At 70.1% G+C, this 26,469-nt stretch carries 25 protein-coding genes and 1 pseudogene; 17 read left to right on the forward strand and 9 right to left on the reverse strand.

The window, feature by feature from the left end:
• The first annotated feature begins 342 nt into the window (after positions 1–342).
• From dapA to tsaA, 5 genes and pseudogenes are all read left to right on the forward strand, one after another.
• Positions 343–1,239, forward strand: coding sequence for a 4-hydroxy-tetrahydrodipicolinate synthase (gene dapA / locus VKV26_25325; protein ID HLZ73240.1), 897 nt, complete (start codon positions 343–345; stop codon positions 1,237–1,239).
• A gap of 199 nt (positions 1,240–1,438) precedes the next feature.
• A complete protein-coding gene (locus tag VKV26_25330; GenBank protein ID HLZ73241.1) occupies positions 1,439–2,365 on the forward strand; it encodes a CoA ester lyase in 927 nt (308 codons plus the stop codon).
• Positions 2,366–2,470: 105 nt separating this feature from the next.
• A complete protein-coding gene (locus tag VKV26_25335; protein HLZ73242.1) occupies positions 2,471–3,376 on the forward strand; it encodes an MBL fold metallo-hydrolase in 906 nt (301 codons plus the stop codon).
• An 86-nt stretch (positions 3,377–3,462) separates the two neighbouring features.
• Positions 3,463–4,074, forward strand: a pseudogene (locus VKV26_25340) (HAD-IA family hydrolase).
• 4 nt (positions 4,075–4,078) lie between these two features.
• Complete coding sequence (gene tsaA, locus VKV26_25345) at positions 4,079–4,612, forward strand: tRNA (N6-threonylcarbamoyladenosine(37)-N6)-methyltransferase TrmO (protein HLZ73243.1); 534 nt, start codon at positions 4,079–4,081, stop codon at positions 4,610–4,612.
• On the opposite strand, the gene VKV26_25350 is transcribed toward tsaA, so the two are convergent.
• Complete coding sequence (locus VKV26_25350) at positions 4,564–4,788, reverse strand: hypothetical protein (protein HLZ73244.1); 225 nt, start codon at positions 4,786–4,788, stop codon at positions 4,564–4,566. The two genes, tsaA and VKV26_25350, sit on opposite strands and share 49 nt — an antisense overlap.
• A gap of 365 nt (positions 4,789–5,153) precedes the next feature.
• Here VKV26_25350 and VKV26_25355 point away from each other — a divergent pair, with 365 nt between their 5' ends.
• Positions 5,154–6,083 carry an LLM class flavin-dependent oxidoreductase gene (locus VKV26_25355; protein ID HLZ73245.1) on the forward strand — a complete coding sequence of 310 codons (930 nt, stop codon included), beginning with the start codon at positions 5,154–5,156 and terminating at the stop codon, positions 6,081–6,083.
• Positions 6,084–6,357: 274 nt separating this feature from the next.
• Complete coding sequence (locus VKV26_25360) at positions 6,358–8,631, forward strand: serine/threonine-protein kinase (protein HLZ73246.1); 2,274 nt, start codon at positions 6,358–6,360, stop codon at positions 8,629–8,631.
• Positions 8,632–8,650: 19 nt separating this feature from the next.
• On the opposite strand, the gene VKV26_25365 is transcribed toward VKV26_25360, so the two are convergent.
• On the reverse strand, positions 8,651–9,295 hold the full coding sequence (locus VKV26_25365; protein ID HLZ73247.1) for a VTT domain-containing protein: 645 nt from the start codon (positions 9,293–9,295) through the stop codon (positions 8,651–8,653).
• Positions 9,296–9,526: 231 nt separating this feature from the next.
• Between VKV26_25365 and VKV26_25370 the strand changes: the two genes are divergently transcribed.
• Complete coding sequence (locus VKV26_25370; protein ID HLZ73248.1) at positions 9,527–9,943, forward strand: hypothetical protein; 417 nt, start codon at positions 9,527–9,529, stop codon at positions 9,941–9,943.
• Positions 9,944–9,945: 2 nt separating this feature from the next.
• Here VKV26_25370 and VKV26_25375 read toward each other — a convergent pair whose 3' ends face one another.
• Entirely contained in the window at positions 9,946–10,767 is an 822-nt protein-coding gene (locus tag VKV26_25375) for a methyltransferase domain-containing protein (protein ID HLZ73249.1), read from the reverse strand.
• 137 nt (positions 10,768–10,904) lie between these two features.
• Positions 10,905–11,228 carry a YbjQ family protein gene (locus VKV26_25380; protein HLZ73250.1) on the reverse strand — a complete coding sequence of 108 codons (324 nt, stop codon included), beginning with the start codon at positions 11,226–11,228 and terminating at the stop codon, positions 10,905–10,907.
• Between the two features lie 265 nt (positions 11,229–11,493).
• Here VKV26_25380 and VKV26_25385 point away from each other — a divergent pair, with 265 nt between their 5' ends.
• On the forward strand, positions 11,494–12,315 hold the full coding sequence (locus tag VKV26_25385; GenBank protein HLZ73251.1) for a DUF6159 family protein: 822 nt from the start codon (positions 11,494–11,496) through the stop codon (positions 12,313–12,315).
• 55 nt (positions 12,316–12,370) lie between these two features.
• On the opposite strand, the gene VKV26_25390 is transcribed toward VKV26_25385, so the two are convergent.
• Positions 12,371–12,904 (reverse strand): DinB family protein, encoded by a 534-nt coding sequence (locus VKV26_25390; protein ID HLZ73252.1) that lies wholly within the window; start codon positions 12,902–12,904, stop codon positions 12,371–12,373.
• 57 nt (positions 12,905–12,961) lie between these two features.
• Positions 12,962–14,332, reverse strand: a complete 1,371-nt coding sequence (locus tag VKV26_25395; GenBank protein HLZ73253.1) for a serine hydrolase — start codon at positions 14,330–14,332, stop codon at positions 12,962–12,964.
• A gap of 234 nt (positions 14,333–14,566) precedes the next feature.
• Here VKV26_25395 and VKV26_25400 point away from each other — a divergent pair, with 234 nt between their 5' ends.
• From VKV26_25400 to VKV26_25415, 4 genes are all read left to right on the forward strand, one after another.
• On the forward strand, positions 14,567–15,151 hold the full coding sequence (locus tag VKV26_25400; GenBank protein ID HLZ73254.1) for an LppP/LprE family lipoprotein: 585 nt from the start codon (positions 14,567–14,569) through the stop codon (positions 15,149–15,151).
• An 82-nt stretch (positions 15,152–15,233) separates the two neighbouring features.
• Complete coding sequence (locus tag VKV26_25405; protein ID HLZ73255.1) at positions 15,234–15,716, forward strand: DinB family protein; 483 nt, start codon at positions 15,234–15,236, stop codon at positions 15,714–15,716.
• A gap of 3 nt (positions 15,717–15,719) precedes the next feature.
• Entirely contained in the window at positions 15,720–16,727 is a 1,008-nt protein-coding gene (locus tag VKV26_25410; protein HLZ73256.1) for a YafY family protein, read from the forward strand.
• A 57-nt stretch (positions 16,728–16,784) separates the two neighbouring features.
• Complete coding sequence (locus tag VKV26_25415; protein HLZ73257.1) at positions 16,785–17,135, forward strand: VOC family protein; 351 nt, start codon at positions 16,785–16,787, stop codon at positions 17,133–17,135.
• 222 nt (positions 17,136–17,357) lie between these two features.
• On the opposite strand, the gene VKV26_25420 is transcribed toward VKV26_25415, so the two are convergent.
• Positions 17,358–18,329: an LD-carboxypeptidase gene (locus VKV26_25420; protein HLZ73258.1), complete on the reverse strand. Its 972-nt coding sequence runs from the start codon at positions 18,327–18,329 to the stop codon at positions 17,358–17,360.
• 221 nt (positions 18,330–18,550) lie between these two features.
• Here VKV26_25420 and VKV26_25425 point away from each other — a divergent pair, with 221 nt between their 5' ends.
• The 4 genes from VKV26_25425 to VKV26_25440 are packed head-to-tail and all read left to right on the forward strand — an operon-like array spanning position 18,551 to position 22,081.
• Complete coding sequence (locus VKV26_25425) at positions 18,551–19,147, forward strand: helix-turn-helix domain-containing protein (protein ID HLZ73259.1); 597 nt, start codon at positions 18,551–18,553, stop codon at positions 19,145–19,147.
• Between the two features lie 56 nt (positions 19,148–19,203).
• Positions 19,204–21,483: a DUF4209 domain-containing protein gene (locus VKV26_25430; GenBank protein ID HLZ73260.1), complete on the forward strand. Its 2,280-nt coding sequence runs from the start codon at positions 19,204–19,206 to the stop codon at positions 21,481–21,483.
• The gene (locus VKV26_25435) at positions 21,470–21,898 is read left to right on the forward strand and encodes a HEPN domain-containing protein (GenBank protein ID HLZ73261.1); all 429 of its coding nucleotides are present in this window, start codon (positions 21,470–21,472) and stop codon (positions 21,896–21,898) included. The genes VKV26_25430 and VKV26_25435 overlap by 14 nt, the downstream gene beginning before the upstream one ends.
• Before the next feature lie 6 nt (positions 21,899–21,904).
• Entirely contained in the window at positions 21,905–22,081 is a 177-nt protein-coding gene (locus VKV26_25440; protein ID HLZ73262.1) for a hypothetical protein, read from the forward strand.
• A gap of 71 nt (positions 22,082–22,152) precedes the next feature.
• Here the strand turns inward: VKV26_25440 and VKV26_25445 are convergent, their stop codons facing one another.
• Together VKV26_25445 and VKV26_25450 are read right to left on the reverse strand one after the other, a co-directional pair.
• Positions 22,153–23,631 (reverse strand): ketol-acid reductoisomerase, encoded by a 1,479-nt coding sequence (locus VKV26_25445; protein ID HLZ73263.1) that lies wholly within the window; start codon positions 23,629–23,631, stop codon positions 22,153–22,155.
• A gap of 183 nt (positions 23,632–23,814) precedes the next feature.
• The coding region (locus tag VKV26_25450; GenBank protein ID HLZ73264.1) for a LuxR C-terminal-related transcriptional regulator at positions 23,815–26,469 on the reverse strand (2,655 nt) is incomplete at its 5' end.

Below are 26,469 nucleotides of genomic sequence, written 5' to 3' on the forward strand. Positions count from 1 at the left end.
CCTCTCCTTCTCCCAATGATCCGTATCGCGTGGAACGCGATGTCCAATCAGAAGAAGGAGAGGGGCGATCCGGGTTGCAGCGTTCCAGGGGGCGTCGGGTTAGCGGGCGCCGCTGGTTGCCTCCGCGGCGCATCGTGCGGCGGCGGGCAGCAACCAGTGGTTCGGCGCCCACCCTGCTCGCGATCGGTGTATTGTAAGTGCGCGTCATAACGCGCCCGACGCGTCCGCGACGGCGCCACGCCTTCAGCCTCAGCCTTCCGCAACGCGGTTCCCCGTTTCCCATTCGTTGCACGATGGGAGAAGGGGACAGGGGATGAGGGCCAGTTCGGAGGAGAAACGGCGATGGTCGAGATTGGCCGGCTGCTTACTGCCATGGCGACCCCGTTTGACCGTGGCGGCGAGATCGATTTCAACCAGGCCGGGCGGCTCGCCCGCGCCCTGCTCGACTCCGGCTCCGACGGCCTCGTGGTGGCCGGCACCACCGGCGAGGCGCCGACGCTGACCACCAAGGAGAAGTGGCAGCTTTTCGCCACGGTGAAGAAGGCCACCGGCGGCCGCGGCGCCGTCGTCGCCGGCACGGGCAACTACAACACGGCCGAAAGCATCGAGCTCTCGCGCGAGGCCGAGCGCATCGGCGTCGACGCGCTGCTGCTCACCGTGCCCTACTACAACAAGCCTTCCCAGGAGGGGCTGTTCCGCCACTTCGAGGCGATCGCCCGCAACACCACGCTGCCCTGCATCCTCTACAACGTGCCCAGCCGCACCGTCACGGACATGAGCGCCGAGACGACGATCCGCCTCTCGCACATTCCCAACATCATCGGTATCAAGGAAGCGAGCGGCAATCTGGCGCAGATCAGCAGCATCATCCAGGGCGCCCGCGGCGACTTCCGCGTCTGGAGCGGCAACGACGAAGATACGCTGCCGGTCCTGGCGATCGGCGGTTACGGCGTGGTCAGCGTGCTCTCGCACCTGGTCGGCGCGCAGATCCAGCAGATGATCCAGGCGTTCGTCAACGGCAGCAACGAGAAGGCCGCCGAGATCCACCGCCGCCTGCTGCCGCTGGTCAAGGCGATGTTCCTGATCGGCAACCCGGCGCCGCTCAAGTATGCGCTCAACCAGTCCGGCTTCAACGTGGGTGAGCCACGCCTGCCGCTGGTGCCGCCCGACGAGCCGGTGGCCGCCAAGATCCGCGAGGCGCTTGCAGCGCAGCGCCTCGACCTGCCGGTGACCGTCTAGTGGCGCGGTTGGCAAACGGCGCGTGGCCTCACCCCCGGCCCCTCTCCATGGCTGGCCAGCGCGCGGAGCGCGCTTTGCGAGGGAGAGGGGAGAAGAGGAGCGCGGAGGCACAGTCCCACGGTCAGCCTCAATCCTCCGAGCTGAGACCCCCCCTTCCCCTGGTATCGGGGGAAGGGGACGGGGGATGGGGGCCGGTCCCATGACGGTCCTCCGCTCCGCCCTGTTCGTGCCGGCGATCCGGCCGGAGATGATCGAGAAGGCCCGCGGCCTGGCCGAGGCCGACGCGCTGGTGCTGGACCTCGAAGACTCGGTGCCGGAGAGCGGCAAGGAGCAGGCCCGCGCCGCGGCGCGCGAGGCGCTGCCGTCGCTCGTGACGCCGGGGCGGCAGCTCTGGGTGCGCGTCAACAACACCTACTCGCTGCGCACGCGCGACGACGTGCGCGCCGTCGTCTGCGAGCAGCTCGACGGCATCATGCTGCCCAAGGCCGACAAGCCGGAGCAGGTGCTCTACCTCGAAGCGCTGCTGCGCGACGCCGAGGCCGCGGCCGGGCTCGAAGCCGGCAAGCTGCGGCTGCTGCTCGTGATCGAGAGCGCCAGGGGGCTGGTCAAGTGCTACGAGACGGCGCGGGCCTCGAAGCGCACGCTGGCGATCCAGCTCGGCGCCGAGGACTACGTCACCGACCTCGGCATCGAGCGCACGCTGGCGGGCGCCGAGCTGGCCTACCCGCGCAGCCTGATCGCCGTGGCCGCGCGGGCGGCGGGCGTGCTGGCGCTGGATACGGTCTATCCCGCCATCCGCGACGAAGCCGGGCTGGTGCGCGAGGCCGAGGCGGCGCGGGCGCTGGGCTGCAAGGGCAAGTTCGCCATCCACCCCGCGCAGATCGAGCCGATCAACCGCGTGTTCACGCCCGCGGCGGAGAAGGTCGAGGAGGCGCGGCGCGTCGTCGCCGCCTATGAGGAGGCGGAGCAACAGGGCCACGGCGCCGTGCAACTCGACGGCCGCATGGTGGATGCGCCCGTCGTCGCCCGCGCCCGCGCGCTGATCGCACTGGCCGAGGCGGTCGCGGCCAAGGGGCGCGGGGTCGAGAGTGAACCCCCCGTCGAGCAGCCGGCGCGGGGCGCCTAACCCCGATTCGGCTTCAGCCGAATCGGGGTTAGGCGCCCCGGCAGCCCGTCACCGACTGGAGCGCCGTTCAGACACCTGCCATCCCCGTCACAGGAGGGGCGATCGATGTCCGCGACCCTGGACTGGCTCGGCGTAGCGACCTTCCGCCTGCAGGTGGACGGCCTCACCATTTTCCTCGACGCCTACATGGACCGCGTGCCGGCCGCGCCGCCCGTGGGCCTGACCACGGCCGAGGTCGACCGCGCCGATTTCATCCTCGTCGGCCACTCGCACTTCGACCACCTCTGGGGCGCCGAGCGCATCGCCCGCAACACGGGCGCCACGATCATCGGCTCGCACGAGACGGCGCGGCTGATGACCGAGGAAGAGGTGCCGGAGCAGCAGTTGATCGCCGTGGCCGGCGGTGAGCGTGTGCGCCTCTCGGACAACGTTTCCGTGCGGGTCTTCCCCAGCCAGCACTCCTGCATCTGGGCGAGCATGAGCGGCGGGCCGGACGAGGTCTGCCTGGGCGACCGCGGCCTGACCCTGCAGGAGCGGCAGAGCAACCTGCAGGCGCGGCAGGGGCGGCGCGGCGGCGACGAGCGGCCGGGCATGGCCGAGGTGCGGGCGCATCTCGGCGCCAACCGCCAGCGGCCCCGCGGCGAGGGCGGCGCCTTCGCCTACCTGATCGAGACGCCCGAAGGCAGCATCCTCTGGAAGGATACCTCCGGCCACTGGACCGGCATTCTGCGCGACCTGCGCCCCGACGTGGCGCTGCTGGCCGCCGCCGGCCGCGGCAACATCGACGGTGAGCCGGTGCAGGGCAGCCTGGCCGAGTTCATGGCGCGCGAGGCCGACCTGCTGCGGCCGCGGCGCATCGTCCTCTCCCACCACGACGACTGGCTGCCGCCGACCACCAGTCCGCCCAACGTCGCGCCGATCCGCAAGGAGCTCGAGCGCCAGACGCCCGGTGTCGAGCTGGTGGAGATGGGCTACTCGGAGGGCTACCCCATCCTGCGCGGCGTGCGCTAGCGGCAAGGCGGGCATGAACCGTTCCGACGCGCTCCCGTGCGCTCCGCTGTCGATGCCGCGGCTGATCATCTTCGACCTCGACGGCACGCTGGTGGACAGCCAGCAGGGCATCGCCCGCACCTTCAACGGCGCCCTGGCCGCTGGCGCCGGAGCGCGTCTACGCCATGATCGGCCTGCCGCTCTCGCACATGTTCAGCGCGGCGCTGCCCGCTGCCGATGCTCCGCTTGTGGAGGCGCTGATCGCGCATTACCGCGTGCAGTACGACGTGCTCGAAGTGCCGCGCACGCCGCCCTTCCCCGGCGTGATCGCCACGCTCGCCGCCTGCCGCGCCGCGGGCGTCGCGCTCAGCGTGGCGACGACGAAGGGCCAGCGCGTGGCCGAGGCGGTGGTGACCGCGGCGGGGCTGCGGCCGTTCATGGCGCTGGTGCTCGGCGGCGACTCCGTGCCGCGGCACAAGCCCGCGCCAGACCTGGTGCTGCGCACCCTGGCCGAGCTGCAGGCCGCACCGGAAGAAACGCTCGTCGTCGGCGACAGCAGCTACGACATGCTGATGGCCGCCAACGCGAACGTCCGCGCCGTGGGCGTCACCTACGGCGCACAGCCGGCCGCGGCGCTGGCCGCCGCCGGCGCCTGCCGCCTGATCGACGCCATGCCGGCGCTGCTGCCGCTGCTCGGCGTTGCCGCAGGGGAGGGCTGAGGCGATGCCCCGCCTCTTCCGCCGCCGCGAGCCAGCCGGCAACGCCGCTGCCAACCCGCCCGCCAAGGATGCGTCGGCCTCTGCAACCGCGGCGGCGCCGGCCCCCGCGCTGCAGCTGCGGCCGATCGGCGTGGTGCGCAACGGCGTGACGCGGCCGCGGCCGGACGGCTGGCAGGCGGTCGAATCGCGACTCGTGATCATGACGGAGCACGCGGCCGGTCTGTGCGGCATCGAGGGCTTCTCGCACCTGATCGTGCTGACCTGGCTGCACCTCGCTCTCGACGCCCGCGAGGCCGTGGCGATTCAGCCGGGCGGCGCGGCGCGGCTGCCGCCCACCGGCGTCTTCGCGCTGCGCGTGGCCGGGCGGCCGAATCCGATCGGCGTCTCCGTCGTGCCGTTGCTGCGTGTCGAGGGCACTGAGCTGCTGGTGCGCGGGTTGGACGTGGTGGACGGCACGCCGTTGCTGGACCTGAAGCCGTATCTGCCGCCCTACGACAGTGTGCCGGGGGCGCTGCTGCCCGGCTGGGCCTCGGGCTGAGGCGCGTCGAGCGCGGCCAGCGGTTCGAGGCCAGCGCTGAGGATCGAGACGCGGTCGGCGGGATGGCGGCGCTGCCAGTCCTGGGCGAAGCGCACCGCGTCGCGGAAGCTGTCGAGATGGATGACCACCCCGTCATCGTGACGGCGGCGGGAGCGGACGACGACGACGATCGACACGCCCTACCCGTTCCGCGGAGCGCCGGCCGGCGGCCGCTGGAGGAGTTGACACGTGCAGCATCGGCCTCGCCGATCAGCCGCTTGAGCATTCGCCGGTAACGAGGGTGCGGGATGGGCGCGTTGTTACCTTCTCGATCTGGACTCCATCCACTGATTTGCCGGTCGTGCCCCAGGGCCGGCAGCGTGCTGATACAGTCTGCGGAGGGCGAACATCCGCGCCACAACCGCGATCCGCGGGCAAGCTCCGTGCCAGGCGGAAGCAGCAGGCGTACGGTTGTTCATTTCCCGCGAAGCCCGTCGCCGGTCCAGAGGCGGCGTGGGGGCGTCACGATGCCGGTGCGCCGGAGTGCGGACAGGAGGAGACGATGCTGACGAAGAGCGGCCTGCGGCTGGGCATCAGCCTGCCCGGTGTCTTTCCAGGCGACCGCGTCGATACCGATCTGGTTCGGGCTTTCGCCGCGCGGGCCGAAAGCCTCGGCTATGAGGACCTCTGGCTCACGGAAAGCATCGTGGGCGGCCAGGGCACGCTGGAGCCGGTCACGCTGCTGGCGTACGCGGCGGCCTGCACGCGGCGCATCCGGCTCGGCGTCTCGGTGATTATCTTGAACTACCGGCAGCCGGTGCAGCTCGCCAAGGCGGTTGCGACGCTCGACCAGCTCAGCGGCGGGCGCGTGACCGTGGGCGTCGGCCTGGGAAACAGCACGGCGGCGTACCCCGCCTTCGGCATCGGCGCCGAGCGTCCGGTGGCGCGCTTCACCGAGAGTCTCACGATCATGAAGGCGCTCTGGACCGAGCAGCAGGTTCGCCTGAAGGGTGAGTTCTGGCAGTTAGAAGACGTCTCCGTGTCGCCGAAGCCCGTGCAGCAGCCCCACCCGCCGGTCTGGATGGGCGGCCACGCGCCGGCCGCCCTGCGCCGCGCTGTGCGGCTCGCCGACGGTTGGATGGGTGCGGGCGGCGCCCGCAATGCCGACTTCTTCACCCAGATCGCGCAGATCCGTGCGTACATGAAGGAACTCGGCCGCGACGAGGGGAGCTTCCCGCTGTCCAAGCGCGTCTACATCGCCGTCGATCACGACGAGGACCATGCCCGCGAACGTCTCAATGCCGGCATGACGCGCCAGTACGGCAGGGCGCCGGCCGGGGAAGGCGCGGGCGTCGCCGGCACGCCAGGGCAGTGCATCGAGATCCTGCGCTCCCTGCGTGACGCCGGCCTGCAGCACCTGCTGCTGCATCCCTTCGCCGACTCGCTGCAACAGCTCGAGTTGCTCACGACCGAGGTCGCGCCTGAGCTCTAGCCCGCGCTGAAAACGTCCGGCAGGGATCGACCCCGGACGGGCGGTTTGGCTGAGAAGGCGCCTCATCTCCCCTCTCCATGAAATGGAGAGGGGCTGGCGGTGAGGCCACGCGCCGGCTCCGCGTCGCCGGCTTTGAAGCGAGCAAGAAGAATGCGGCGCGGCGAGCGCGGCGCGGGGCGTTCTCTGCATCGTCCGGTCTGGGCGGCGCGTACTATAAAGGGAAGCGCCGCGCGTCGCACCGCGCGGCACTGAAGACGGCCGTGCAGGACCGGGTATGACCTCGCCGCAGACCTTCGGCCGCTACGAGCTGCTCGGCATCCTGGGCGGCGGCGGCTTTGCGACCGTCTACCGCGCCCTCGACCCCGCGCTCGGGCGCGAGGTGGCGCTGAAGGCGTTGCTGCCGCACCTCGCCGCCGACGCGGTGATCCGCCAGCGCTTCCTGGCCGAGGCGCGGGCGATCGCGGCCCTGCACCACCCCAACATCGTCACCGTCTACGACGTGGGCGAGGCGGACGGCCGTCCCTTCTTCGCCATGGAGCTGATTGCCGGCGAGACGCTGGCCGCCGCGCTCACGGCGAACGGCCGCTTCGCGCCCGCGCGCGCGGCCGAGCTTCTGCGCGGCCTCTGCAGCGCCGTGGACGCGCTGCACGCCGCGGGCATCGTGCATCGCGACATTAAGCCCGCCAACGTGATGATCGAGCCGGGCGGGCGCGTGGTGTTGATGGACTTCGGCATCGCGCGCACGCAGGGCGGCTCGTCCTACACGCGGGCGGGCGACAGCATCGGCACGCCGCGCTACATGGCGCCGGAGCAGGTGCGCGGCGTCGACGTCGGCCCGGCCGCGGATGTCTACGCGCTGGGCGTGTTGGGTTACGAGCTGCTGGCCGGCAAGCCGCCGTTCGTGGGCGATACCGCTTCCGTGCTGCACGCCCAGGTCTACGATCCGCCGCCGCCGCTGCGCGAGGCATGCCCCGGCCTGCCGGAGGGCGTCTACGCCGCGATCGAGTCCGCGCTGGCGAAGAGCCCGCCCGCCCGCCCGGCCTCGGCCGGCGCCTTCGCCGCGCAGTTGCAGGCCGCGCTGAGCAGCGCCACGCCGAATGCGGCCACCCTGGTCATGCCGGCGCGGCCGCAGGACCAGGAGCGCACATTGCTGATGCCGCCCGAGCCGGCGCCCGTCGCTGAGGCGCCGGAGGCGATCACGCTTCCCGCCACGCCGGTGCCGCCGCCTCCGGCAACGCCGGCCCACACGCCGCAGCCGACCTCCGCCTTCACGCCGCAATATGTGCCGGCCTATCCAGATTCCAACACGCCGTCGAGCCTTACGCCGGCGGCCGCGCGATCCGGGCGCGGCAAGCGCACGCTGATCCTGGCGATCGGCGCCATCATCGCGACGCTGGCCGTGGGCGGCGCGGCGCTGGCGGCGGTGCTGATCCGTGGCCGCGGCGGCAACACGCCCGCGACCGCGACCAGCGCGGCGGCCAGCGCAACGGCGCCGCCGGCCGCGTCCGCCACGACCGGCGGCGCGGGCACGCGCGGGGTGGGCGGCGCCGCCACGGTCAGCAACCTGCAGGTCTACGACTCGAACAAGCGCGAGCACGCGGGCACCTTTCCCGCCGGCGATTTCGTCGATGTCTGTTTCTCGCTGACGCCCGGCGCCGCCGCGGCGCGGCCGCTGATCGCGCTCACCAACCACGACCAGCCGCCGAGGGGCGACAACGATCCGGCGCTCGTTGGCCTCTCGCCGCCGCTGGCGCTGGAGCCGATCGCCGACAAGTGCTTCGAGGTGCGCTCCACGCGGCAGCGCTTCGCGCCCGGCGATTTCTTCGCCTGGGTGATGCAGGGTCCGAGCCTGGGCGAGGCCGTGGTGCTCGCCAGCGCGCCGTTCCATCTTTCGCCCGCGACGGCGGCGAGCGCGACCGCGTCGGCTACGCCCAGCCCGGCGCCGACGGCCACGCCGCGGCCGACGCCCTCGCCCACGCGCGCCGCCGCGCTGCCGACGCCGGACCTCTCGCTGCCGCCGAATCCGAACGCGGGCGCGGGCAGGCCGGCGCTGAAGATCACCGCCGTGCAGGCGGAGGCGGAGGCGCCGGCGGCCGGCGGCACGTTCACCTTCCAGCTCACGGCGCAGAACTTCGGCGCAGCGGGCAGCCAGGGCAGCATCACCGTCAGCTCGCCGGACGCGACCAGGCTGGCGGCCCAGTTGACCGCCTGCGACCTGAACGCGCGGGCGAACGTCTTCCCGCCCGGCAGCAGCGTGAGCACGCTGGGAAACGGCACGCGCGCCGGCGTGGGCAAGGCCGCCAGCACGCAGTGGATCGCCGAGGCGGACGTCAGCGGCGCCTGGCCGGCTGGCGGCACTTGCACCCTCGCCGTCAGCGCGACGGCGCCGGCGAGCGGCAACCTCACCCTCTACCTGCGCGTCGCAACCTTCGCCAGCGACGATCGCCTCGCCGTCTGGCCCTACACCGGCTCGGGCGTGGGCAGCGTGGTCGAAGACCAGCAGGGCTTCCGCGCCATCCGCTGGACGCTGCCGATCGCGGTGCGGTAGCAGGAGACCGGCGCGGTTCCTACTCGTCGGCCTCGACGGGCTGTACCTCCGGCAGCAGGCGCCGGGCGTAGAAGCGGGCGCGGGCGCGGCGCAGGCGGAACACCTGCGTGAGCCCGATCAGGCTGGGGAAGGGCAGCAGCGCAACGGCGCCGATGAACACGTAGTGGTCGTAGCGGCTGACGGCGTTGCCGAAGAGGTAGCCGAGCATGGTGATGCTGCCGATCCAGCCCACGGCGCCGGCGACATTGAAGAAGGCGAAGCGTGGATAGCCCATCTCAGCGGCGCCGGCGACCACGGGCGCGAAGGTGCGCAGGCCGGTAATGAAGCGCGCGGCCACGATCGTCTTGCCGCCATGGCGCGCGTAGAAGCGGCGGGCCTTCTCTATGTGATCGTGCCGGAACCAGAACGAATCCTCGCGCCCGTAGAGCCGCTTGCCTGCCTGCCGGCCGATCAGGTAGCCGACTGCATCGCCCAGCACGGCGCCGGCGATCATCGCCGCCAGCACGCCGGCGAGGTGCAGGTGGCCGCGCGCGGCCAGCAGCCCGGCGGAGATCAGCAGCGTGTCGCCGGGCAGGAAGAAGCCGACGAGCAGCCCCGTCTCCGCGAAGAGGATCGCGAAGAGCCCGGCGTAGCCGATCGTGCGGACGATCTCTTCCCAGTGCATCGTACTTTCAGCGTATCACGCCGCGGTGGACCGCCCCTTTTGAGTTTCGACCGCCGGGTGGTTTTGCTTACATGAACGCACGTGTACGGCCACTTTCGGCGCGGTTCGGTCGAGCCGCGGCGGGATCACCCGGGAGCATGATGCAGCGCCGCCCGGGCGACAACGTGCGCCGAAGGGCGGATAGGATAAGGCGGGCCGGCAGGCGTGAGCGCCCCGGCGGTGAGGTGCAGCATGGCGAAGGCGGCGAAGGGTGCGAAGCAACGCACCTTCAGCTATCACTGGGGCAGCGGCGTTGTGGCGGAAGAGGCGCGGGTCGAAGGCGAGTACCACGTGCCGGCGCTGCAACTGCTGCGCTACACCGAGGGCGAGGCGGCCGGCAGCGAAAGCGTGCGCTTCTGCTACTACAACCACCGCGGCATGTACCAGCGCGCCCCGCTGGTGCTCTCCGAACCGGAGATCGCGCTGCTGCGCGCGGCGCTGCGCCAAACGCCCGCCCTGCGGGCGCTGCTGCAGCGGCTGCTGGAGTGGGGCCGGCCGCGCCTCAGGCGAACGCCTCCCAGCAGGCGCGGCGCGGCATGGATGCGTCCGCCGGGCTCGCGGCCGTTAGAGCGCCGGCGCGACGCGTCCCTGCCGGTGGAGCGTGGCTGAGTCTACCGCCGTCCGGCGATGAACCTCGTGCGGTTCTGGAACTGGCGCGGCTGGTTCGGTTCGGCCCACATCTCGGCCTGCACGGCCGCCTGTGCCTCCGCCCGCCGCTCGCGAGCCAGACTGGCCGTGGTGACGCCGGCCAGTACCTCCCAGGCGGTCGCAAAATCGGGGAAGGTGAAGCTGAGCAGCTCGCTTTCGACCGTCGCGGCAATCCCAGCCGCGGCGAGCTGTGCCAGAAACGGCATTGGGTCGGCCAGGGCGCCGGGACCAACACCTTGCACCGGCGGCATGGGGGCAAACCGCCCGGCGGCGGCCTGGAAGCGCACGATATCGCACTGCTCGGGCCCCGCCCAGACCGCCGCCACGAGGCGGCCGCCGGGGCGCAGCACACGGCCCAGCTCTCGCGCCACCGCCGCTCGGTCGATGGCATACATCAGGCTCAGCGACGCCAGCGCAACATCGAGGCTCGCCGTCTCGGCCGGGATCGCTTCGCCGCGCCCCTCGACGAAGCGAATCTGCCCCTGCGCCAGCGCCCGGCTGCGCTGCTCCGCGCGGGCCAGCATTGCCGGGCTCGGATCAACGGCCAGGACACTGCCGTGCGGCGCCACCAGCGGCGCCGCGCGCAGCGCCACCGCGCCGGTGCCGGCGCCCAGGTCCAGCACGCGCTCGCCCGGCCGCAGAGCCGCACGGTTGATGAGGCGCTCGATGACTGGCTGAAAGCGGTTGTCGATTTCGCGCACATACAGGTCGGAGATGCCGTCCCAGACGCCGACCTGCCAGCGGAAGCCTGCTTCCTCGCGTGACGGGTCATCCGGCCTGGCCATGACGATCTCCCTCACCATGCTCGCCGTACAGCCGCACCTGTCGTCACATGTGGCAGCAGTATACTCCGGTACCTGTACAGCTTGAGAGGCGGCAGGGGCGGCATCCCGTTCGCCGCGTCTCGCTGAGAATGACGGCATCAGCCGGCGGGGCGCAGCTTGACGGCGGTGCCGTAGGCGACGATCTCGGACATCGTGTTGCCGATCTCCGAAGAGTCGAAGCGCATCATCACCACGGCGTCGGCGCCGGCGGCGGTGGCGCGCTCGATCATGCGCTGCACGGCGTGCTCGCGCGCCTGCTCCAGCAGCGAGGTGTACTGCTTGATCTCGCCGCCGACGAGCGACTTCAACCCGGCGCCGATGTTGCCGAACAGGCCGCGGCTGCGCACGGTGATGCCGAAGACCTCGCCCAGCGTCTCGGTCACCTCGTAGCCCGCGATATCGAAGGTGGTGGCGACGATCATGGCGGAGTGCTCCTTCGCCGAATCCTGGCGCCGTGGCCGCGCGATCAGGGCGCCGCCGGCACCGCCTGCAGGATAGCATCACGCACGACCGCAGCGCCGGCCGGCACGTCAGCCATCGCCCGCTGCCGCAGTCAGAACTTTTCCCCGCCCGGCCTCGGCGCGGGTTCCAGCCGTCACTGGTTCGCTCCTTCAGTCTTCGCCGCCCTCCGCCGATGCTGATGCGCAGTGGCGCCGGCCGCGCGGCGCGGCGCCCTGGAGGCGAGGCGTGTTCATCGATCGCATCTACCGTGGCTGGCTGCTAACGCAGACGAGCGCCCGCATCCTCTGGGCGGACAAGCGGCTGCTACTGTTCACGCTGCTCAGCACCGTCTGCACCGTGCTCGCCACGGCGATCATCCTGGCGCCGGTCTACGGGGCGATGCGCAGTTCGGACCATCTGCACAGCGGCTTCCCGCTGATGCGGCTGTTCATCCTCTACATGACGACCTCGTTCATCTCGGTCTTCTTCAACACGGCGCTCGTCGCGATCGTGCTGGAGCGGCTGAACGGCGGCGAGCTCGGCTTCGAGCACGGCCTCTGGGTCGCCGTCGATAACATCATCACGATCCTGGTGCTGGCGGCGATCTCGGCCACGGTCGGCGTGCTGCTGCGCACGATCGGGCGGCAGTTGCGCTTCGGCGGCCTGCTGGCCGTGCTGCTGTTCGGCGCCGCCTGGGAGATCGCGACCTTCCTGAGCGTGCCCGTGATCGTGGCCGAGGGCGGCGACCCGTTCAGCGTGCTCGGCCGCAGCATCGGCCTGGTGCACAAGGTCTGGGGCGAAGAGGTGAGCAGCAACATCGGCATCGGCATGATCAGCGGGCTGTTCGCCTTGCCGGCGATCGTGCTCGGTCTGCGCGGCTTCTTCTCCGCCGATCATACCCAGGCGCTGGCCTGCATCGGCATCGCCGCCGTCTACCTGGCGCTGCTCAGCCTGATCGTCGCCACGCTCAACCAGATCGTGCGTGCGGCCGTCTACTACTTCGCCCAGACCGGTCAGGTGCCGTCCGGCTTCGACGGCGCCACCTTGCGCAACGCGATGAGCAAGTAGCCGGCGGCAGTGGCAGCTGGTGAAATCAGCGCGGGGTGCAGTTGCCCCAGGCGACTCAGACGCGGGCGTTCGCTGCCTCCCACAGCTGGCGCGTGAGCTGCATCTGGCCGACGTGTTCCATCAGGTGCAGCAGCGCGTAGTAGACACGGAAGTGCCCCGACTGCCGCTGTCCGCGCCGCGGATGCGCGATGCCGACCGGCCAAAAGCGCTCCAGCGCGGCAGGGTCCAACCCGCGCAGCGCGGCGGCGCATTCATCGAACGCCGCGTTCAGCACCGCCGCCAGCGTCGCGCCGTCCTCACCGCGCACGGCGAAGGCACGCACCCGGTCGCGGCCAACCGGTCGGCCGCTCAACTCCTCGACGAGCCACCAGCGCAGATCGTCTGCGCAGTGGTGCGCCAGCATCGCGATTGAGCTTGTCCCGGCCGGCAGCGGCGTCCAGTCCAGCGCCACGCTCGGCAGCCCCTCGACGATCGTCAGCAGCACCGCCCGCCGCCGCTCCAGCAGCTCCAAGTACTCATCGATCGCCGCCCACATCCCGATGCCGCGGTCAGCCGCCACGCCCCGCACCCAGTTCTTCCTGTCCTTCACCCCATCCGTAGCCACGCCTTCAGCCCCGGCTGCCCCGCGCTTAGATCTCCCCTTCCCCTAGGATTGGGGGAAGGGGCGGGGGATGGGGGCCGGGTCGCTCACCCGCCCGCCGAAGCGCAGGAAGCGCACGCTGCCATCCGCACTCAATATGAAGTCGAAGGTCGAGCCCGCCGGCGCGCCGTGGGTGATGCGGAAGCTGCGCTCGCCGATCGGCTCGGCGTGGTAGGGCGGCATCACCGTCTCCGTGCCGGAGAGTGGACTGCGCACGGTCATCTCCACGCGCAGGCCGCCGTCTGCCGGCGTTAGCGTGAACTGCGAGAGCGGCCGCTCGTAGGCGCCGGCGTAGCGGGCCAGCGATTCTGCCGGCAGGGTGATCGCGGGAGGCTCAGCCGTGCGCAGGCCCAGATAGCGCTTCAGCAGCGCCGCTTCGATCGGCCGGTAGGCGGCCGAGCCCTGGCCGCTGTTGGTGAGGATCGCCAGCGCGAAGCTGCGCTCGGGCACGAAGACGAGCCGCGCATTGAAGCCGTTCGTCGCGCCGCCGTGGCCGATCAGCCTGGCGCCGTCGATCGTGTCGATCATCCAGCCCAGCCCCCAGTGCGGCGCCAGCGCGGCCTCCACCTGGGGCTGCTGCATCGCCCGCACGCTTTCGGCGCCGAGCACGCCATCGACCGGAAGCTGCCCCATATGAAACGCCGCGAAGCGCAGCAGGTCGCCCACCGTGCCGATGATGCCGCCCGCGGCGTTCATCGCCCGCGGAATCGGATAGGGCCGCGCGATGCGGTTCTCCTTGCCCGGCGGCTGCACATGGCCCACGGCGGCGGGATAGGTGATCGCCTCGTGCGCGAAGTAGGTGCAGCGTTCCAGTCCCAGCGGCGCAAACAGCCGCTCGCGCGCCGCCGTCTCGAACGCCTGGCCGCGCAGCCGCTCGACCAGGTGGCCGGCGAGCTGGAACCCGGTGTTGCAGTAGCTCCACAGCTCGCCCGGCGCTGTGTACTGGCGTAACTGGTCGAAGCTTGCGACGGCCTTCGCCAGCGCATCGTCGCCCAGGCCGAAATCGTCGAAGCGGTCGCCGTAGAAGCCGGCGGTGTGCGTCAGCAGGTGGCGCAGCGAGACGCTGCCCTGCGCCGCGGCGTCGGCCAGCCGCAACTCCGGCAGGTGCGAGGCGATCGGCGCGTCCAGATCGACCGTGCCGGCCTCGACGAGCTGCATCGCCAGCGTGGCGGTGAACAGTTTGCTGATCGAGCCGATCTGGAAGAGCGTGTCGGCGGTCACGGGCTGACGCGTCTCGATGCTGGCGACGCCGAAACCCCACGCCTCGCTGCGCCCCTCGTGCAGCACGCCGACGGCAAGGCCGGGCACCTCCCAGCGCTCCATCTCGGCGTGGACGAGATCGGCGATCTCCGGCTGCGCGGCGGCCGTGGCGCACATGGCGATCCTCCTGCTGAGGCCAAGCGGTTTCAGCCTGTGCGTCTACGCGTAGCACGCCGGACGGCAGCGAAGCAACAGCGTCGCCATCCAACGCTGCCGTCATCTGGCGATTCCTGGCTCGGTGCCTTGCCAGCGTTTTGCAGTGACGGGCGCCTGTCGCCTCGTGGATGTGCGTGCAAGAATTGCACTGCATGCGAGGTATGTGCCGCTGGCCTGCCTCGGACGGAGCGATCGATGAAGCGTTTGTTGGTGCTTGCCGCGCTGCTCCTGGCGGCGCTGGCGCTGGTCGGCGCACGGCCCGCGCACGCCGACGGGTCATGGATGGATCAGCCGCTCGTCAACTGGAACACGGCCGGCGCGGCCGTGCCCGCGGCGCCCGCCGGCGACTTCAGTAACCCGAGGTGCGGCCAGGACGAGCGCCCCGTCGAGACGGCCGAGGACCAGGCGGTGAGCGACGCCGGCTGGACGCTGTTCGGCGCCTACCAGGGCGGCTGGGGCATCACCCTGATCAGCGGCCTCTCCGGCTACGACGGCATGTGCCGGCCCTTCGGCTACCAGTTCTTCGTCTTCGTTAACGGCGCCTTCGCCGGCACGATCTCGCCCGAGGCGATGAACTCGCGCTTCGACGGCTCGGCCACGATCGTGCGCCTGGTGAGCTCCGGCCGCATCACGGCGCAGTTCTCGCGCTACAGCGACGCCGACCCGCTCTGCTGTCCATCGCGCATCAGCTTCGTCACCTATGGCTTCGACGACAGCCAGGGTGCGCCGCTGCTGGCGCCGCTCGAAGTCTCCACACAGAGCACGCAGAGCGAGCAGTAGCTCCACGCCGCTGCCGTCGCTCTTCGCCTCGGCTATCATGAAGCAGCCGGCAGCGCATCTGCCGGGCTGGGCGAGGTGCAACATGGCGGGCGAAGCGGCGCAGTTCGCGATGGTGTTCGAGCGCATCGGGCAGGACACGCTCACCGCGCTGGAGGGTATTCCGCAGGAGACGCTCAACCGCAAGCTTGACCTGCCGGAGACGAACAGCCTGTTCACGCTCGCCACGCACCTGTTCGGCGCCGGCGAGTTCTGGACGCTCGCGCTCGGCGCCGGCCGCACGGTGCCGCGCGATCGCGCCGCCGAGTTCACCGCCAGCGGCAGCTTCGCCGACCTGGCCGCCCGCTGCCGGCGCTGGATCGCGGAGGTGCACGACGCTTTCGACAGTCTGCCCGACGCGGCGCTCGACAAGACGTTGACGCCGCCCACCGCCTACCGCGGCACGCTGCCGGAGGGCGAGATGACGGCGCGCGAGTGCCTGCTGCACGCCGTCGAGCACGGCGCCCTGCACCTGGGCCACATCCAGCTCACCCGGCAACTGCTCGGCTTCGCCCCCTCCGGCGAGTGATGGATGAATCGCACCGACCGGCTGATGGGCATCCTGCTCGAGTTCCAGGCGCACGGCGAGCGCCGCGCCGAGGACCTCGCCCGCGCCTTTGAAGTGAGCGTGCGCACCGTCTACCGCGACGTGGAGGCGCTCTGCGAGGCGGGCGTGCCCGTCGTCGCCACGCCGGGCAAGGGCTACCGGCTGCTCGACGGCTACTTTCTGCCGCCGCTCAGCTTCACGTCCACGGAGGCGGCGCTGCTGCTGCTCGGCGGCGAGTATTTGCGCCGGCGGCTCGACCCCGAGCTGCGCGCCGAGGCGGAAACGGCGCTGAAGAAGTTGGCCGCCGTGCTCCCGGCGGAGAAGCGCGCCGATGTGGCCCGCTGGCTGCAGGAGCTGTGCTTTCCCGGTTTCGGCGAGCGGCCGGCGCGGCCCTCGCAGGCGCTGCTGCGGCGCGCCATCCGCGAGCGGCGCGTCGTGCGGCTGCTCTACCACGCCTATCTGCGCCCTGCCTCCGAGGAGCGCGACGTCGAACCGGTGAGCCTGATCTACGGCGCCGGCGCCTGGCACCTGGCCGGCTGGTGCCGGCTGCGGCGGGCGCCGCGCTTCTTCCACCTGGATCGCATCGACCGGCTGGAGGTGCTGGAGGAGCGCTTCGTACGTGGCGGGCGCCACGCCGCCATCGGTCCCGAGTCCGGCGATGCCCTCAGCCGCTTCCCCGAGGCGCGCGTGCGCTTCGACGCCGCGGCGCTGCGCTGGGCGCGCGAGCGCCAGCCCTACCTCTTCCTGCGCGAAGAAGCTGATCTGGGCGGAGAGCCGGTCTTCGTCTATGCGCTGCGCGATGAGCGCGAGCTGCTGGGCTGGCTGCTGCAGTGGGGCGCGGCCGCCGAGGTGCTGGAGCCGGCGGCGCTGTGTGAGCGCCTGGCGACGGAGGCCCGCGCCCTGCTGGAACGGTACGCGCCGGTGGAACAGCAGAACATTCTTTCTGAACCGCCGCGCGCTCCTGCCACCACGCTGTCAGGAACCCTCGCGTAGCCTAAGTCTGTGGCCGGCAGGGAATCCGGCCGCGAGCAGACACAGGGAGGGTTTACCGTGATCAAGGGGCTGACCTACGCCATCCTCACGACGAGGGACATGGGCGCGACGCGGCGCTTTTTCACCGAGCAGCTCGGCCTGGCCGCCGAAGAGGAGATCGAGGGCGCCTTCAGCCAGTTCACCACGCGCGAAGGCTCGATGTGGGCGATCATGGCGGCGCAGGAGCACAACACGCCGCGCGAGATCGAGCTCTATCTGCTGGTCGACGACGTCGACGCGGCCTACGCGGCGTGGAAGCAGCGCGGCGTCGAGACGGTGAGCGAGCCGCACAACGAAGAGTTCGGCCGCACCTTCGCCTTCAAAGACCCGGAGGGCCGCACGCTGCACGCCTACGCGCGGGCCGGGTAGAGCAGGCCTCATCCTCACCCCCGTCCCCCTCTCCTTCTCCCAATCCTGGGCGAAGGAGAGGGGCGATCCTTGGTTGCTAATACGGTTGGGTGTCGGGTTAGCGAAGCTTTGCAACGAGGCACGGCGTGCGTTGACTAACCCGACGCCGCCCCGATCCAGCACCGCGAGATCGCCCCTCGCCCGGAATTGGGCGAGGGGTATGTGACATGACGCGAGGGCCCGCTACACGCAGGCGGCGTCCAGCAGCGTGAGCGTGCCGGCGGCGGTGTCCAGGCGGCAGCGCACGCCGAGTGGCAGCGTCGCGCGGTACGGGGTGTGGCCGCAGGGGAAGCCGTAGAGCACGGGCACGCCCAGCCCGCCGAGCCGGTCAAGCAGCACCTCGCGCAGCGTCAGGCCGCGCGGGGAGGGCGGGCGGTCGCAGTCGGGCGAATCGCCGACGAGCACGCCGCGCACGCCGGCGAAGGCGCCGGCAAGCAGCAGTTGCGTCAGCATGCGATCGACACGGTAGGGCGACTCGTGCGTGTCCTCGATCAGGGCGATGCAGCCGCGCAGATCGGGCTGCCAGCGCGTGCCGCAGAGGGCGGCGAGCAGTGTGAGGTTGCCGCCTTCGAGCACGCCCTCGCCGATACCGGGCACCAGGGCTTCCGGCACGGCAGCGCCGGGCGGCGCGGCGATCCTGTGCAGCGGCTGCGTGGAGGTCAGGGCGGAGATCAGCCCGGCGAGGTTCCAGGCCGGCTCGGCGTCCGGCAGGTCCCAGACCGGCATCGGGCCGTGGAAGCTGATCAGGCCGGCCTCGCGGTGCAGCGCCAGGTGCAGCCCGGTCACGTCGCTGAAGCCGACCAGCGGCTTCGGATGTGCGCGCACGGTCTCCCAGTCGATCAGCGGCAGCAGGCGCATCGAGCCGTAGCCGCCGCGGGCGCAGAGGATCGCGTCGACACCGGGATCGGCAAAGGCGGCGACCAGCGCCGCGGCCTTGGCGGCGTCGCTTGCACCTGCCAGATAGCCACGGCGCGCCAGCGCGTCGGCCGGCAGCCGCACGCTGAAGCCGGCCGCCTGCAGACTCGCCGTGCCGGCTTCGATCTGCCCCGCATCGACGGCGCTGGCGGGCAGCACGACGGCGATTGTGCCGCCCGGCGGCACGGCGCGCGGCCGCACGAAGGCGTGTGGCGAGGCAGCCGCGGTCGCATCCGGCATGCGGTCATGCTGGCACGCGGCGCCCCGCCCTTTCAAGGCCGCCGGCGGACCCAACCCCGCCGCGCGCGGCATCTGTACGGAACGGCTCTGTCTGGCATGGGCGCGCAGCGCAACCGTCGGAGACCGGAGATGCGCAGCCGAGTCCGAGCGAGGCAGGGATAGGTGCCCCGCCGCGCCTGTGCTATCATTCGACTACTCATCGGAGCATACACACCGTCTGTATGGCGACGAAGCGCAGTCAGGCAGACCGAACCGAGCAGACGCGCCGCCTGCTGCTCGACGTGGGTCGCCGCCTGTTCACGGAGCGCGGCTACGCCGGTACGGCCACGGAAGAGATCGTGCGCCAGGCCGGCGTCACCCGTGGCGCCCTCTACTACCACTTCAAGGATAAGCAGGACCTCTTCCGCGCCGTGGTCGAGGACGTGCAGCAGGAGTCGATGGCCCGCCTCGCCGTCGCGGCCGGCGCCATTGCCGACCCCTGGCAGCGCATGCGCACGGCGATGCAGGCGTTTCTCGACAATTGCCTGGAGCCGGCGATGCGCCAGATCGTGCTGATCGACGGTCCCGCCGTGCTGGGCTGGCCCGCCTGGCGGGAGATGGACGAACGCTACGGCCTGGGCGCGACGCGCACGGCGCTGCAGGCCGCGGTCGACGCGGGCCAGCTCGAGCCGCAGCCGCTGGAACCGCTGGCGCACCTGCTGCTCGGCGCCCTGGGCGAGGCCGGCATGTTACTCGCCGAAGCGCCGGACCCGCCGGCCGCCCGCGCCGAGGTCGGCGAATCGCTCGACCGCCTGCTCGCTGGCCTGCGCGCTGTATGAACGCCGACAGAGAGCAGCATCACTCATCGGTGTTCTCGATCTGATACGGTATCGACATGGTAGAGCGCACAACGATCACCGCTGAGCAGCGCGCCGTCGCGGACGAGGCGGTGTGCGAGTTTCACGAGACCCGTGCGCGCCTCGAAGCGGATCCGCTGGTTGATGACTTCCAACGGGCGCAGGCGTTCCACGCCATCTGGCGGCGCGTGCAGGAGGTCGGACTCGCGGAGGATGAGAGCCTGCAGCCACTCTGGTACGAAGCCATTCTCTGGGACCTCCAGCCCAGGACGCCGGAGCCGGGTGAACGCCGGGGACGGCGCTGGCAGCCGAAGTTCGAGCTGGCCAACGGCTCCAAGCTGCCGGACTTCGACGATTTGCGTAACCGGGCCGGTTTCTACGTGCACGCGGCGACCGGAGTGTTGAACACCACCTCGCCGGTGCACCGTGCGCGCTACGCCGATGTTCTGTGGGAGATGGAAGGGGGGTATCAGCGCGCCCTCATGGCGGCGCAGGCGTATCTCGCATCGGTCCCGTTGCTCGCCGAGACGTACAGCTATCGCCGCCACGACGCGATCCTGCGGGCACTGCAGCTTGCACTTCAGCTCCAGCAGGCTGAGCTGGTCGCGGAGGGAAAGCAGGCGCTGCTTGATGCGCTCACTGAGCGGGAGGAGAGTGCGCCGCCGTTTGATGGCCTTGAGCTTCTCCCATGGATCCTCGAGATCCCGGACCGGTTCATCGATCGCGAGGAACTGGTGAAGGGCCGGCAGTACGCTGAAGATGCTGCCGCCTTCCTGCGCGGCGGCGGTGAGGCGGAATCCTTCCGTGCACGGTACGCCTATCAGCTTGCGGCGCGCTTCGCCCGACGCCTGCGTGACGCGGAGGGTGAGCGGCGAGCACTTGTGGCATTGGGTGAAGCGATCGAGGCACAGGCGGCGATGGCCGATGGTCGCTCGCACCTCGCAGCGGCGCACTTTCTCCGCGAGGCCTTCAGGCATTACGCAGACCTCGGCTTTACGGAGCAGGCCGAACGGATGAAACGACGGCTGGAGGAAGAGCAAGACGAGACACTGCCGGAGTTCAAGACCTTCCGTACGTCGGTCGAACTGGACTTCGACGCGACCGATCGGCTGGCGGTCGCGCTGCGCGACCTTCCGCCGGCGCAGTCGCTCGCCTTCATTGCAACCCGGCCGGACTGGCACCCGGCGAAGGCGCATCTGGAAGCACAGGCTGCCACGCTCGCGGCGTTACATCCGCTGCTGAGCGCGATCGGGCGAAACCGATACAGCCATGATGGCCGCCTTGTTGCCAACGCCACGACTGACGCGGCGCGTCGGGACGCGCAGGTCTTCGATTTGTACCACCTCTGGGCCCAGATGCGTGGCGTCGTGCTCGCGCGGCTCTATGGACGTATGGCGGAGGCACAGCGCTGGACGGCGGACACGATTACCGACTTCCTCGCCTCGGGTGTCGCGTTCGATGCTGAGAAGCTGCCGCTGGTGCGAACGGGGCTGGAGCGCTTCTTCGCCCGCGATTATGCCAGCGCGCTGTTTGTCCTTGTGCCGCAGCTCGAGGACATCCTCAGGCGGCTGCGCGGCAAGGTTGGGCTTCCCACGACGAGTGTCAAGGCGAGTAGCGGCATCACGATGCTCGTGGGACTGGATGACGTGCTGGCAACGCCGCAGCTCGTCGATGGCCTCGGGGCGGGTGCAATCGCCTATTTGCGCTTCCTCTTGACCGACCAGCAGGGGCTCAATCTGCGGAACGACATCGCGCACGGCCTGTTTCCTGAGGCAGCGGCGCAGGAACCGCTGGCGGTACTGGTCGTCGATGTGCTGCTGCACCTGCAGCCGCTCTATCTGACGCCCACGAAGGAAGCTGCCGAGCAGCAATCGTCCGAGCAGGCGGCGGTGCTCGACCTGGGCGTTGAGAGGCAGGCGTCCATCGGTATTCCAACGATTAGGACGAATGCCGTCGATGCAGAACTCCCCGAAGCCGCATGGATCCGTGAGATGACCGATCGCATTGTGCACGACTTCCATCCGCTCCGGGTGATTCTGTTCGGCTCGCATGCTCGTGGTGAAGCCGGGCCGGATAGTGATGTAGATCTGTTGATTGTGCTGCCGTCGGCGGACGATCGGCGCGGCGCGGCGATCGAGATTCGTAAGGCGCTGGCTGGCGTCCGCGTGCCGCACGATATCATAGTCACCGATCCGGTCGACATCGCCCAGCGTGGAGACGAGCCGAGTAGCGTGCTCTATTCCGCGCTGCGTGAGGGGCGCGTACTTTACGACCGCAGCGAAGCTCGAGAGGGCAGACTCGCGTATGGTCACGGGTAGCCGGCGCACGGCCGTTCGTCACCTCCTCAAGCTGGCGCGTGAAGACCTGCAACTTGCCGAGGACATCATCGCAGGAGCAAGCACCGGTCTCCCGCGCCACGCATGCTTCAACGCTCAGCAAGCCGCCGAGAAGACTCTGAAGGGCGCGCTGCGACATGAGGGAATTCAGTATGGCAAAGTCCATGACCTTGAGCAGCTTCGTGGCATGCTGCCTGGAAATTGGGCGGTGAAGGCACAGCCCGCAAGTCTACAGGCGCTGACTGAGTGGGTCATCGAGGGCCGATACCTTGAGAATCTGCCAGATGCTACTGATGAGGACGCACGGCTCGCCGTACAAGAGGCGCGAGAGGTCTGGACCCTTATCACGGCTGAACTCGTACCGCGTGGATTCGACGTGAACATGGAGCTGCCCTGATCGAAGATGGGTCTCCCAGTCGCAGCCTCGAAGGCCTCAAGAAAGCGGCTTGAGCCGCACCTGCTGCTCGGCGCCCTGGGCGAGGCCGGCATATTACTCGCCGAAGCGCCGGACCCGCCGGCCGCCCGCGCCGAGGTCGGCGAATCGCTCGACCGCCTGCTCGCCGGCCTGCGCAGGCGATAGGTTACAGGTGACTGGTGACAGGAGGGTCTGGAGACGGGCCACACTGTCACCTGTCACCAGTCACCTGTGACCTACCCGAGGATGGCGATGTCCACCGGCGGGCGCAGCTCGGAGCACGTCGCCAGCGCCTGGTGGATGTCGTTCGTCTCGAAGGTCCGGATCAGCTCGGCGTCGGCCGGGTCGCCGCGGTCGAGCTTCGGCAACGCGTTCTGCATCAGGGCATAGTCGAAGCGTGGCGCCCACTTGCGCGAGCCCAGCCGCGCCGTGGTGGAGCAGTTGTCCACCATGTAGGCCACGCCCTTGAAGTGCATGTATGGGTTCAGCGAATCAACCGCCTCGATGATCGACTCGTTGGCGATCTCCGAGTAGGGGTGGCCCTTCTCCTTCAGCAGGTCCACCTGCGCCATCATCGTGGCGATGTACACGCCGGCCGTGACCGGCGGAATGGGCGTGCTGAAGCTGCCGCGTCGCGCCCGCACGCCCTCGCCGACGCGCCACATCTCCGTGCCGTCGATCGTGCCCATCGGGTAGCGGCCGAAGCGCTGGTTGGCCATCACCACGCTGCGGATCTCGTTGCCCGATGACACCTCGTCGTAGATCTCCATCAGGATCTCGAACGCCGGCTGGTAGGCGGCCGAGTAGGCGCGGCGGAAGGTTTCCTTGTCCGCCTCGCCGAACGACTCGTAGACGGCGAGGATGCCGTGGTGCGAGATCAGCTTGCTGATCGGCCCGGTGATCGCCTCGACGGAGTTGATGAAGGCGTCGTCCTTGGACATGCCGCCGTTTACGTACCAGCGGTAGAGGACTTCGACGATGCCGTGCACCGCGCCGAGCAGGATGCCGCGCTCGCCGAAGATGTCCGACTTGTACTCCGACTCCAGCGTGGTCTGGAAGGTGAAGGGCGAGCCGAGCGCCACCGACCAGCCCAGGGCGTAGTCCGTGGCATGGCCGGTCACGTCCTGCTCGACGGCGAAGCTGGAGTTGATGCCGGCGCCGTCGATGTCCGCGCCCTGCTCGTACAGCCGCCGGACCGACGGCCCCATGCCCTTGGGGCAGACGCCGATCACATTGACGTTCGCCGGGAACGAAGCGCCGATGCTCTTCAGATAGCCGAGCAGGAAGCCGTGCGAGAGACCGAGCGTGGCGCCGGGGTGCAGCGCGGCGAAGATCTGCCGGTACTCCTGCGCCTGCGCCGCGTCCGCGATCAGCAGCAGCACCAGGTCGGACTCGCGGATCACGTCGTACATCTCGCCCAGCGTGCCGGCGGCGCGGGTGAAGCCAGCGCGCTCGGCCGCGGGCACCGAGCCGGAGCCGGAGCGCAGCCCGACCTTGACGATGATGCCGGAGCCGGAGAGCGAGTCGCGCAGGTTTTGCGCCTGCGCCGGCCCCTGCGAGGACCAGCCGATCACGCCGATCTGGCGGATACCCTGGAAGGCGTCGCTGAGGCGGGGGAAAAGATGCCGGCCGCCTTTGACGATGAACTCGTCGGTGTTGGCCAGGTGCAGCGGCGCTTTGGCGAAAGCCTGGGTGGAGAAGCGCAAGGCGGTCATGGCAGGGCGGCTCCTGAGTCACACGCGGCGCCGGCGCCCGGCGCGGCCCGCTGCGGTCTCTTATGTCTGATATCTGCATCTTCGCCACTGTAGAGAGCGCCGTGGGCACGGTCAAACCATGGCGAAGGACGGCTGTGGCATAGCAATGTGAATACGCTCCGCACCCGACGCAGGGAACATGAACTACGCCGGAACGAGGCCCTGCCGCACGGCGTAGGCGGCGGCCTCCGCCCGATTCGCCGCGCCGATCTTCTGGTAGATCCGCGCCACGTGCGTCTCCACCGTGCGGACGCTGAGCACCAGCGCCTCCGCGATCTCGCGGTTACTCCTTCCCGCTGCGAGGAGGCGGAGAACGTCGAGCTCGCGTGCACTGAGCGGGTGAGCGTGAGCTGTGTCTACACGCGGTGCCGATGGCAGCGCTGAAGGCGCCCAGGCGCTGAGATCAGACTCAGCACTCACGGTTCCCGCGGGCATCGCCGCTGCCGCACGGGCGCAGGCCAGTGCTTCGGCGACCGCTGCCTCGGGTGTAAGCGCGCCTCCAGCGGCGAAGGCCGCGGCGTACGCCTCGTCCCCGAGCGTTCCGCGTACCCTGGCGACGATGGAGTCAAAGTCCTCGCGCTCCGCCAGGGGTATCGCGGCCCCGGCCATCTCTCGGAGCTGCGCGGTTGCCCCCAGAAGCCGGGCTGCCTGTTGCGCCCGGTCCGTCGCGACCGCGACGCCGGCCATACCTGCGAGGCCGTCCGCGACGAGTTGTCTGTCCCCCAGCTGCTGCAGGATCTCCAGGCTTGCGCGGTAGTGCTCCGCCGCTGCACCGCAGTCGTCCAGACACCGGCAGGTCGTGCCGAGGTTGAGGTGCGCCAGCGCGATACCCTGCTGGTTGCGCAGCACCCGTTCGTTGAGGCCAAGGCACTCCTGGTACAGGGATACTGCCTGCTCGTAGTTCCCCTCGTACAGTTCGAGCAGGCCCAGGTTGTTCAGCGTGGTGGCGATACGTTCCGCGTTTTTGAGTCCGCGTGCGAGCGCGAGACTCTCTTCGAGGAGGCGCCGCGCGTGCGCATATTCGCGCCGATACTGGGCGATGATGCCCAGGCTGTTCAGGCACATGCAGATCCGTTCGCTATTCCCCACGCCGCGTTCCAGGGTGAGAGCTTCGCCGAGCAGGCGGCTTGCGCCGTCGTAATCGTTCTGATTCCAGGCGAGGTTGCCGGCGCCAAACAGCGCTTTTGCACGCACGGCATTGGGTCCGCTGCCACCAGCCGCCAGCAGCCGCTCCGACCAGCGCCGGCCTTCGTTCAGATGACCGTGCACGCGCCAGAAGCGCCAGAGCGCTCCCACAATCCGCAACCCCAGGATCACGTCTTCGCGATCACTGCCTGTCTCACACCAGGCGAGCGCGGCGCGGATGTTATCGTGCTCCGCCTCCAGCAGGCTCAACCACGTCAGTTGGTCCGGCCCGGTGAGCCGTGTCTCGGCTGCGTCCACCAGTTGCGCAAAGTATGCGGCGTGCTGGCGCTGCAGCCATTCCCGCTCCCCGCTCTCATCGAGCCGCTCGTGACAATACTGGCGCAGTGTCTCCAGCAGGCGGTAGCGCAGGGCTGAGTCGTGACTCTCGACCATGACGAGCGATTGCTCGACTAGACGGGCGAGGAGCGCCAAGACGTCTTTGGGAGAAAGCATCGTATCGGTACAGACACCTTCCGCAGCGTCCAGCGACCAGCCGCCGGCGAAGACTGCCAGCCGCCGAAACAGCCGGCGCTCCGCATCGACGAGCAGGTCGTAGCTCCAATCGATCGTCGCTCGCAGGGTTTGATGGCGCGCCGGAGCGTCACGAGGACCGCCCGTGAGCAGCGCCAGGTGTTGGTCGAGCCGTGGCAGTAGCGCTCCCGGCGGCAGCGTGCGCACCCACGCCGCCGCCAGCTCGATCGCCAGGGGAATCCCATCCAGGCGAGCACAGATCCTGGCAATGGCAGCAGCGTTGGAGGCGTTGAGCACGAAGTCCGGGGTCTGGTCCTGCGCGCGTTGGACGAACAACTGCACGGCCGGATAGGCGCTAAGCTGCGCAGGCTCGACCGTCGCGTGGGCGTCGGGAAAGGGGAGCGGCCCGACGGGGAAGTGCCGTTCGCCGATCAAGCGTAGCTGCTCGCGACTGGTGACGAGCAGCTTAAGGCCGGGGCAGCCGGTCAGCAATGCGGGCAGCAGAACCGCCGCGGGCAGGACGTGTTCGAAGTTGTCCAGCACCAGCAGCAGGCGCTTGCCGCCAAGAAAACGGGCTAAACTGTCGCGTAGCGGCAGGTCGGTCCGCTCCTGCACCTCCAGCACACGCGCCATGGTGGGCGGCACCCCTTCGGGATCGCGCAGCGGCGCAAGGTCCACGAAGAAGACGCCGTCGGCGAAGTCGTCCAGCAGGTCGGCGGCGGCCTGCAGCGCCAGCCGGGTCTTGCCCGTGCCGCCGGGGCCGGTGAGGGTCACCAGCCGGGTCTGCTGCACCAGCGCGGTGATCGCCCGCACCTCGTCCGCGCGGCCGATGAAGCTGGTGAGCGCGAGCGGCAGGTTGTTCGGGCGGGCATCGAGTGTCTTGAGCGGCGGGAAGCCGTCCGCCAGGTCCGGCGCGCCGAGCTGGACGATCGCCTCCGGCTCGCTGAGGTCACGCAGACGGTAGCGGCCCAGCTCGCGCAGGCTCGCGCCGGCAGGCAACGCCTCGCGCACCAGCCGGGCGGTCGCCGCGGAGAGCAGCACCTGGCCGCCGTGCCCCGCGGCGCGCAGGCGAGCGCAGCGGTTGACGGCGGCGCCGTAGTAGTCGCCCTCGCGCAGGTCCGCCTCGCCCGTGTGCAGCGCCAT

This window comes from Dehalococcoidia bacterium, assembly GCA_035310145.1.
In the GTDB taxonomy this organism is placed as follows: Bacteria; Chloroflexota; Dehalococcoidia; order CAUJGQ01; family CAUJGQ01; genus CALFMN01.

Bases quoted from the DNA above. Each gene is read 5' to 3' on its own strand.
- dapA (HLZ73240.1), top strand. From the start codon at position 343: ATGGTCGAGATTGGCCGGCTGCTTACTGCCATGGCGACCCCGTTTGAC.
- VKV26_25330 (HLZ73241.1), top strand. From the start codon at position 1,439: ATGACGGTCCTCCGCTCCGCCCTGTTCGTGCCGGCGATCCGGCCGGAG.
- VKV26_25335 (HLZ73242.1), top strand. From the start codon at position 2,471: ATGTCCGCGACCCTGGACTGGCTCGGCGTAGCGACCTTCCGCCTGCAG.
- tsaA (HLZ73243.1), top strand. From the start codon at position 4,079: ATGCCCCGCCTCTTCCGCCGCCGCGAGCCAGCCGGCAACGCCGCTGCC.
- VKV26_25355 (HLZ73245.1), top strand. From the start codon at position 5,154: ATGCTGACGAAGAGCGGCCTGCGGCTGGGCATCAGCCTGCCCGGTGTC.
- VKV26_25360 (HLZ73246.1), top strand. From the start codon at position 6,358: ATGACCTCGCCGCAGACCTTCGGCCGCTACGAGCTGCTCGGCATCCTG.
- VKV26_25365 (HLZ73247.1), bottom strand. From the start codon at position 9,295: ATGCACTGGGAAGAGATCGTCCGCACGATCGGCTACGCCGGGCTCTTC.
- VKV26_25370 (HLZ73248.1), top strand. From the start codon at position 9,527: ATGGCGAAGGCGGCGAAGGGTGCGAAGCAACGCACCTTCAGCTATCAC.
- VKV26_25375 (HLZ73249.1), bottom strand. From the start codon at position 10,767: ATGGCCAGGCCGGATGACCCGTCACGCGAGGAAGCAGGCTTCCGCTGG.
- VKV26_25380 (HLZ73250.1), bottom strand. From the start codon at position 11,228: ATGATCGTCGCCACCACCTTCGATATCGCGGGCTACGAGGTGACCGAG.
- VKV26_25395 (HLZ73253.1), bottom strand. From the start codon at position 14,332: ATGTGCGCCACGGCCGCCGCGCAGCCGGAGATCGCCGATCTCGTCCAC.
- VKV26_25400 (HLZ73254.1), top strand. From the start codon at position 14,567: ATGAAGCGTTTGTTGGTGCTTGCCGCGCTGCTCCTGGCGGCGCTGGCG.
- VKV26_25405 (HLZ73255.1), top strand. From the start codon at position 15,234: ATGGCGGGCGAAGCGGCGCAGTTCGCGATGGTGTTCGAGCGCATCGGG.
- VKV26_25410 (HLZ73256.1), top strand. From the start codon at position 15,720: ATGAATCGCACCGACCGGCTGATGGGCATCCTGCTCGAGTTCCAGGCG.
- VKV26_25420 (HLZ73258.1), bottom strand. From the start codon at position 18,329: ATGCCGGATGCGACCGCGGCTGCCTCGCCACACGCCTTCGTGCGGCCG.
- VKV26_25425 (HLZ73259.1), top strand. From the start codon at position 18,551: ATGGCGACGAAGCGCAGTCAGGCAGACCGAACCGAGCAGACGCGCCGC.
- VKV26_25430 (HLZ73260.1), top strand. From the start codon at position 19,204: ATGGTAGAGCGCACAACGATCACCGCTGAGCAGCGCGCCGTCGCGGAC.
- VKV26_25435 (HLZ73261.1), top strand. From the start codon at position 21,470: ATGGTCACGGGTAGCCGGCGCACGGCCGTTCGTCACCTCCTCAAGCTG.
- VKV26_25440 (HLZ73262.1), top strand. From the start codon at position 21,905: ATGGGTCTCCCAGTCGCAGCCTCGAAGGCCTCAAGAAAGCGGCTTGAG.
- VKV26_25445 (HLZ73263.1), bottom strand. From the start codon at position 23,631: ATGACCGCCTTGCGCTTCTCCACCCAGGCTTTCGCCAAAGCGCCGCTG.